The sequence below is a fragment of the Actinomycetospora sp. NBRC 106375 genome (assembly GCF_030269665.1).
In the GTDB taxonomy this organism is placed as follows: domain Bacteria; phylum Actinomycetota; class Actinomycetes; order Mycobacteriales; family Pseudonocardiaceae; genus Actinomycetospora.
In genome coordinates this window covers 21,543-27,992 of sequence record NZ_BSTS01000038.1, presented here as the reverse complement: position 1 = coordinate 27,992, position 6,450 = coordinate 21,543, and the positions used below count along the sequence as shown (strand labels likewise).

7 protein-coding genes are annotated in these 6,450 nt (G+C 72.9%); 4 read left to right on the top strand and 3 right to left on the bottom strand.

Annotated elements, in window-relative coordinates; genetic code table 11:
* The 3 genes from QSK03_RS31800 to QSK03_RS31790 all read right to left on the bottom strand — a co-directional run.
* Nucleotides 1-1,097, bottom strand: a 1,097-nt coding sequence (locus QSK03_RS31800; RefSeq protein ID WP_285659712.1) for a DUF222 domain-containing protein, incomplete at its 3' end; no start/stop codon positions are given.
* Nucleotides 1,098-1,204: 107 nt separating this feature from the next.
* Nucleotides 1,205-1,867: a hypothetical protein gene (locus QSK03_RS31795; protein WP_285659711.1), complete on the bottom strand. Its 663-nt coding sequence runs from the start codon at nt 1,865-1,867 to the stop codon at nt 1,205-1,207.
* On the bottom strand, nt 1,864-2,025 hold the full coding sequence (locus QSK03_RS31790) for a hypothetical protein (protein WP_285659710.1): 162 nt from the start codon (nt 2,023-2,025) through the stop codon (nt 1,864-1,866). The genes QSK03_RS31795 and QSK03_RS31790 overlap by 4 nt, the downstream gene beginning before the upstream one ends.
* 191 nt (nt 2,026-2,216) lie before the next feature.
* On the opposite strand from QSK03_RS31790, the gene QSK03_RS31785 reads away from it, so the two are divergent.
* The 4 genes from QSK03_RS31785 to QSK03_RS31770 all read left to right on the top strand — a co-directional run bounded on the left by QSK03_RS31785 (nt 2,217) and on the right by QSK03_RS31770 (nt 6,438).
* The gene (locus tag QSK03_RS31785) at nt 2,217-2,603 is read left to right on the top strand and encodes a group I truncated hemoglobin (protein ID WP_285659709.1); all 387 of its coding nucleotides are present in this window, start codon (nt 2,217-2,219) and stop codon (nt 2,601-2,603) included.
* 240 nt (nt 2,604-2,843) lie between these two features.
* Nucleotides 2,844-4,319: an AAA-type ATPase lid domain-containing protein gene (locus QSK03_RS31780; RefSeq protein ID WP_285659708.1), complete on the top strand. Its 1,476-nt coding sequence runs from the start codon at nt 2,844-2,846 to the stop codon at nt 4,317-4,319.
* Between the two features lie 113 nt (nt 4,320-4,432).
* Complete coding sequence (locus QSK03_RS31775; protein WP_285659707.1) at nt 4,433-4,876, top strand: hypothetical protein; 444 nt, start codon at nt 4,433-4,435, stop codon at nt 4,874-4,876.
* Entirely contained in the window at nt 4,873-6,438 is a 1,566-nt protein-coding gene (locus QSK03_RS31770) for a GMC family oxidoreductase (RefSeq protein WP_285659706.1), read from the top strand. Before QSK03_RS31775 ends, QSK03_RS31770 begins: the two co-directional genes overlap by 4 nt.
* Nucleotides 6,439-6,450: the final 12 nt, after the last annotated feature.

Sequence of the window (6,450 nt, the reverse complement as noted above, 5' to 3'; positions counted from 1 at the left end):
GGCACGATCCCGGCGTCGCAGGCCCATCGGCGCAGGGTGGTGACGTCGACGGGCTGTCCGGATTCGAGGGTGCCGTGCCCGATCTGGTCGCGCAGCCACCGGTGGTCGATGGTGATCGTGAGCAGCGGGCGGCCCGGCCCGGTGGTCGGGGTGGGTGCGGGGCTCGGCGCGCCCCGCAGGGGCTCGGGGATCCGCGGCTCGGGGATCAGCGCCTGCTGGCCGCGGCTCTTACCGGGTTCGCTGTCATCTCCGGCCGGGTGAGGCTCGCCGGTGTCGTCGGCGGGCTCGGTGTCGTCTGCGGGCTCGGTGTCGTCGGCGGGCTCGGTGGTCTCGGCGGGCGGGTCGCTGTTCTCGCCGCGGGCGTCGGTGGCTAGCCCGGTGGCGCCGAGGGCGTGCTGGGCGAGGTCTTTGAGCGCGTCGGCCTGGCGGCGCGGCAGGTCGCGTTCGTCGTCGGGCCCCGCGGGGGTGGAGAGCAGGTCGAACACCTCGACCAGCATCTCGGCGTCCAGCGGGTCGCGCAGCTGACCCTTCAGGGCGAGGGATCCGTCGCGGCGGCGCAGCAGCCGCAGCTCGTCGTGGGGGTCGGCGCCGTCGCCGGGGGCCTGCCCGTCGGGGTCGAACTCGGCCAACAGCCGGTCGGCGACCTGGCGCAGCATCCGCGGCGGCAACCCGGCGGCCGCCTCGGCCAGGATCCGTTCACACTCGGCGAGATCGGCCGGGGCGACGGTGGCCACCCGCTCCAGGCGGGCCATGGTCGTGCGGATGATCGCGATGTGGGCGGGCCCGGTGCGCCCGGCGGCGAGCACGGCCGCGGTGCACGGGTAGCGCGCCGGCAACGCCTCACCGGCTAGCGAGCAGCGCGGCACCAGGTCGGCGGCCTCGTCGCAGAGCCGGCGGGCCTCGCCGGCGTCGAACAACCCGAGATCGCCGAGCAGCCGGTGCAGCGCCTTGTCCCCGGTCTGGGCGACCACGGCGAGGCGGTCGAGCTCGGCGATGTCCTCCAGCCCCCGGTAGTACTCGCGGCGAGAGGCGACCAGACGCAGCCGGGCCCGGTCGAGCGCCTCGCGCTCCACCACCCCGACACCCTGCTCGCTCATGTGTTCGAGTCTATCGAACACCACCGACACCGGCGACACCCACGACAAGGTCGATCAGATCTGTGCGAAGGCGAATCCGGTCGGCCGACCGGTGACGGGGTCGCCGCTCAGCGACCCTGCAGGACGCTCCGTAGCGAGTGCCACCGCGACCGCCGGCATGCGCGGGCTTCGGTCGACGCCTGTTCCGCCCGCCACCGGCGCTCCCACTCCGGCATCTCCGCGGCGAGCAGCGCCGCGACGTCGGCGTCCGAGCCCTGCCGGAGCGCGTCGGCCACGGCGCGGTCCTCGCTCCACAACGACGCGAGCGTCCGGGGCGGGACGTCGGCGCGGTGCACCGGCACCCCGTAGCGGCGTGCGAGCGCGGCCCGCTGCTCCTCGGCGATGCCGGGTCCGGTGACGACGAAGCGCGGGTAGCCGTGCGAGGCGCGCCACCCGCGCGTGCCCTCGACGATCTGGCCCCACAGCGCCACGACGCCCAGGACCTCGTGGTCGGACGGGCCCCAGTCGAGCGTCCCGGGGTCGGGCACGGCGTAGAGCCCGCACCCGCACCGGTCACCCGGCGGCGAGTGGGTCGGCGACGCGCAGAACGCGATCATCGGTTGGCGCGACGGCCAGGGCAGGCCGGCCAGCGGGGCGATGAGATCCGTGCGGCGCTGCGCGCGACGTCCCACGCGCCAGGTGCGCCACCCCAGGATCGGGTGCGGCAGGTCCGGCGCGGGCGCGACGTCGAGGACGTCACGTCGTGCCGGATCGAGCGGTGGGACCGTCACCGAGACGGTGCGGCGGGTGTCTCGGGCACCGGGACACGGTCCGTCGCGGCGTCGAGGCGGGTCTCCGGGACCTGCTCGGGACTCCACGACTCCTCCCCGGGGACGGGGGAGCTGATCGGCTCGGCGGTGAAGCGCTGACGGACGGGTCCGATGTCCACGACGGGAACGCTGCCACGTCGGGCCCTCCCGGACCAGGGCCATCAGGGTCGTGTGATCACCGGCGCGACGGGCGCTGGCACGGCAGATCGGTTGCGCACCATTGACCTGGCACCACCCGTGCGTCCACAGTGACCCCGATCACGCTGCCGGTCCACCACATCGCCGGCGGTGACGACGGGAGGGGACCCCCATGGCCGAGCAGACCCTGTACGAGCGTCTCGGCGGCACGTACGCCATCGCGGGCGCGGTCGACGTGTTGGTCGACCGCCTCTTCGCGAACGCCGCGGTCAACGCCAACGACGCCGTCCGGGCCCACCACGGTGACCCGGCGAACGCACCCGGCTACAAGTTCCTCGTCACGGCCTGGTCCATCGAGGCCGCCGGCGGGCCGAAGTGCTATTTCGGCGACGACATGGTCAAGGCGCACGACGAGCTCAGCATCGACACGGCCGGCTTCGACGCCGTCTCCACCGAGATCGACGCGACGCTGAACTTCCTCGGGGTGCCCGGCCCGGAGCGCCGCGAGTTCATGGACATCATCGAGAGCTACCGCGGCCAGGTCGTGCAGGCGGCCTGACACACCCTCGAGCCGGGGCTACCTCCGCCGCCCCGTGTGAGGTTAGCCTCACCTCATGTCACGGCGGACGGTCGCGGGGCGCGCGGGCGACGCGCGCGCCCTGCGTCCGTCCCGACCGACGATCACGTCCGTTCCCGGCGACCGTCTCAGGTTGACACTGCGAGCCCCTTCCCCCGGATGTCGTTTCTGCCACAGTCGACAGCGTTCCGGGGCGCGACGACGCGCAGGGGAAAGGCCGAGATGACCGAGACGGATCACCGCGAACGCGAGGAGCTCGCGATCTCGCGCGCTCGCGATCTCGCGGTGCAGCCGCGCCGTCTCGTCGCGTCGTGGAGACGCAGTGCCGACTACGGCGTGCCCCTGGATTCCGTGCATCCCGAGTACGCCGGCGCGGTCGATCACCAGTCGTTGTTCTTCGATTCCGGCCACCAGGTCCTCACCGAACTGCACGAGACGCTCGCCGACGAACCGGTGAGCCTGATGCTGACCGACACCGACGGCCTCGTCCTCAACCGCGTGTGCCGTGACCGCGTGCTGTTGCGGGCGCTCGACGCCGTGTCGCTCGCGCCGGGCTTCGACTACTCGGAACGCACCACCGGCACGACGGGGCTGGGCCTCGCCCTCGCCGACCGCGTGCCGACCCTCGTGCGCGCCGACCAGCACTACTGCACGCGCCTCTGGGGCTACACGTGTGCCGCGGCGCCCGTCGCCGACCCCGTCACGGGCGACCTGGTCGGCAGCGTCAACCTCACGACCTGGTCCCAGCAGTCGTACAACCTCCTGCTCGCCCTGGCCCGCACGGCCGCGCGCACCACCGAGGCGCTCATGTTGGCGCGCGGCCAGGGCCGGGAGGCGCGGCCCGCCAACCGCGGGCGGGTCGTGCGGGTGCGCCGCGGGCTCGACGAGGACGACGCGCCGCGCCTCGAGGACCTCGGGGCCGACTGGCGCAGCGCGGCCGAGCGGGTGGGCTCGGCGCTGCTCGCCGGTCACGGCGTCGCGGTGGTGGGGGAGACGGGCGTCGGCAAGGGGGCCCTGCTGGGCAGCGCCCACACCCGTCACCAGCGAGGGCGGCGCGTGCTCCACGTCCGTCCGCCGGAGCCCGAACAGGTGGCGTCGTGGTGGTCGCTGTGGTCGCCCGAGCTGGGCAAACCGGGGACGAGCGTGATCGTCGGGCGCGCCGACCGGTTGCCGGCCTGGGTCGCGAGCGATCTCGCGGACCTGGTGCGGGACCGCGACCAGCTGTCGATCACCGCGGAGGACCCGTCGGCGGTGCCCGAGGCCCTGCGCCCCTTCGTCGGCACGGTGGTCGAGCTCCCGGCGCTGCGACACCGCCGCGACGACGTCGTGCCGCTCGCGTGCTGGTTCGCCCGTGAGGCGCGGCGGGACGTGCGGTTCACGCCCGCCGCCGAGCAGGTGCTGACGGCGTACCACTGGCCCGGCAACGTCGCGCAGCTGCGCGCGGTGGTGCGCCGGGCCGCGGCGCGCACCGACGTCGTCACCGAGCGCGACCTGCCGCCCGAGGTCTTCACCGGCGGGCACCACCAGCTGACGCGCCTGGAGACGCTGGAGCGCGACGAGATCGTCCGCTCGCTCTCCGAGCCCGGTGCGACCCCCGCCCGTGCGGCGGCCCACCTCGGGATGAGCCGGTCGACGATCTACCGGCGCATCGCCCGCTACGGCATCCGGCTGCCCGCCGAGAGCCCACCGACGAGCTAGCCCGACTCCACCACCACACCCACCGACGTCCTGCGCACTCCGGGGACGCCGGTCGATCGACGCTGCCCTGCGGACGGAACGGAACGACCGAAGAGAAGAACGGGAGAGGTGCGGTGGGAAGCAGTCTGTTGTCGGCGCAAGACCGCCAGACCCTGGTGAACGTGGTGTATGCGGCGTTTCCGCACAGCACGTTCCCGCGGGGGCCCTACGAACGCGCCGCGGATGCGGTGATCGCCGAGGCGGGGAACGATCCCCGATTCCTCGCCCAGTTGTTGCAAGGACTGGTCGATCTCGACGCACAACGCGATGCGCCGTTCGCCGAGCTCGACGCGGAGACCGCGGGTGCCGTGCTCCGTGGGGCGGACGGTGCGCCGTTCCTGACGTCGATCGTGAACAGCGCGGTCGTGACCCTCTACAGCGATCCCGAGGTCTGGGATCTGCTCGGTTACGAGGGCCCCTCCTACGACAGGGGCGGCTACGTCGACCGCGGGTTCGACGACCTCGACTGGCTGCCCGACCCCAAGATCGAGTTCGAGGAAGAGGTGCCGGCGTCATGACCCGATTCGAGTACGACGACTCCGACGTCGTGGTGGTGGTCGGCTCCGGGGCCGGCGGCGGCACCGTCGCGAACGAGCTCTGTCAGCGCGGTTTCAGGACCGTGGTGCTGGAGGCCGGGCCGCACCTGACCGGACCGGACTACCACCAGGACGAGTGGCCGGCGTTCGCGCAGATGGCGTGGGGCGACACCCGCACGACCTCCGGCAGCTGGCAGGTCGCCACGGACTTCCCGAACCTCCCGGCGTGGCTGGTCAAGGCCGTCGGCGGGACGACCACCCACTGGGCCGGGGCGTGCCCGCGGTTCAAGGCCCACGAGTTCACCGCGCGGTCGACCTACGGCGACGTCGACGGCGCGAGCCTGCTCGACTGGCCGATCGCCCTCTCCGAGCTCGAGCCGTACTACGACAAGGCCGAGATCAAGATGGGGGTGACCCACCGGCACGGGCGCCCGCCGCTGCCGGCGAACAACAACTACAAGGTCTTCGCCAACGGGGCCGAGAAGCTCGGGTACCGCTACTACTCCACGGGCCCGTACGCGACCAACGCCGAGCCCTACGACGGACGCCCGGCGACGCTGCAGGACGGCTTCAACTTCCAGGGCGACAAGCACGGCTCGAAGTGGTCGACGCTGGTGGCCGAGCTGCCCAAGGCGGAGAAGACCGGCAACCTGGACCTCCGTCCGGAGAGCCACGTCGCCCAGATCGAGCACGACGCCGCGGGTCGCGCGACCGGCGTGCTCTACATCGACCGCAACGGGACGCTGCGCCGCCAGCGCGCCGCGGTGGTCGTCGTGGCCGGGAACTCGATCGAGACGCCGCGCCTGCTGCTGCTCTCCGGGTCGGCCCAGCACCCCGACGGCCTGGCGAATTCGTCGGGGCAGGTCGGGCGCAACTACATGCGCCACACGACCGGCACCGTCTGGGGGCAGTTCGACAAGCCGGTGCGCATGTGGCGCGGCGAGACGATGGCCGGCGTCATCGCCGACGAGTCCCGCCTCGACACCGACCGTGGCTTCGTCGGCGGCTACTACATGGAGACGATCTCCCTCGGGCCCGCCTTCCTCGCGAAGTTCATCGCGCCGGGGCGCTGGGGCAGCCACATCAGCGACCTCCTCGACGGCTACCGCAACACCGCGGGGATGTGGATCGTCGGCGAGGACATGCCGCGGGCGGACAACCGGATCACGCTCTCCGGCGACGTCACCGACCAGCACGGGCTGCCGGTCGCCAACGTGCACTTCGACGACCATCCCAACGACGTCGCGATGCGGACCCACGGCCAGCGTCAGGGCGCGTCGGTCTACAAGGCCGTCGGGGCGCACAAGACGATCGAGACGCCGCCCTACCCGTCGACGCACAACCTCGGGACCTGCCGGATGAGCCAGCGGCCCCGCGACGGCGTCGTCGACCGGTTCGGACGCGCGCACGACGTGCCGAACCTGTTCGTCGCGGACGGCAGCGTCTTCACGACGGGTGCCGCGGCGAACCCGACCCTGACGATCGTCGCGCTCGCGACCCGGCAGGCGGAGTACATCGCCACCGAGCTGGCCAAGACCCTCTGAGCACGGAGACAT

Coding starts and splice junctions, on each gene's coding strand:
- QSK03_RS31785 (WP_285659709.1), top strand. CDS start 2,217: ATGGCCGAGCAGACCCTGTACGAGCGTCTCGGCGGCACGTACGCCATC.
- QSK03_RS31780 (WP_285659708.1), top strand. CDS start 2,844: ATGACCGAGACGGATCACCGCGAACGCGAGGAGCTCGCGATCTCGCGC.
- QSK03_RS31770 (WP_285659706.1), top strand. CDS start 4,873: ATGACCCGATTCGAGTACGACGACTCCGACGTCGTGGTGGTGGTCGGC.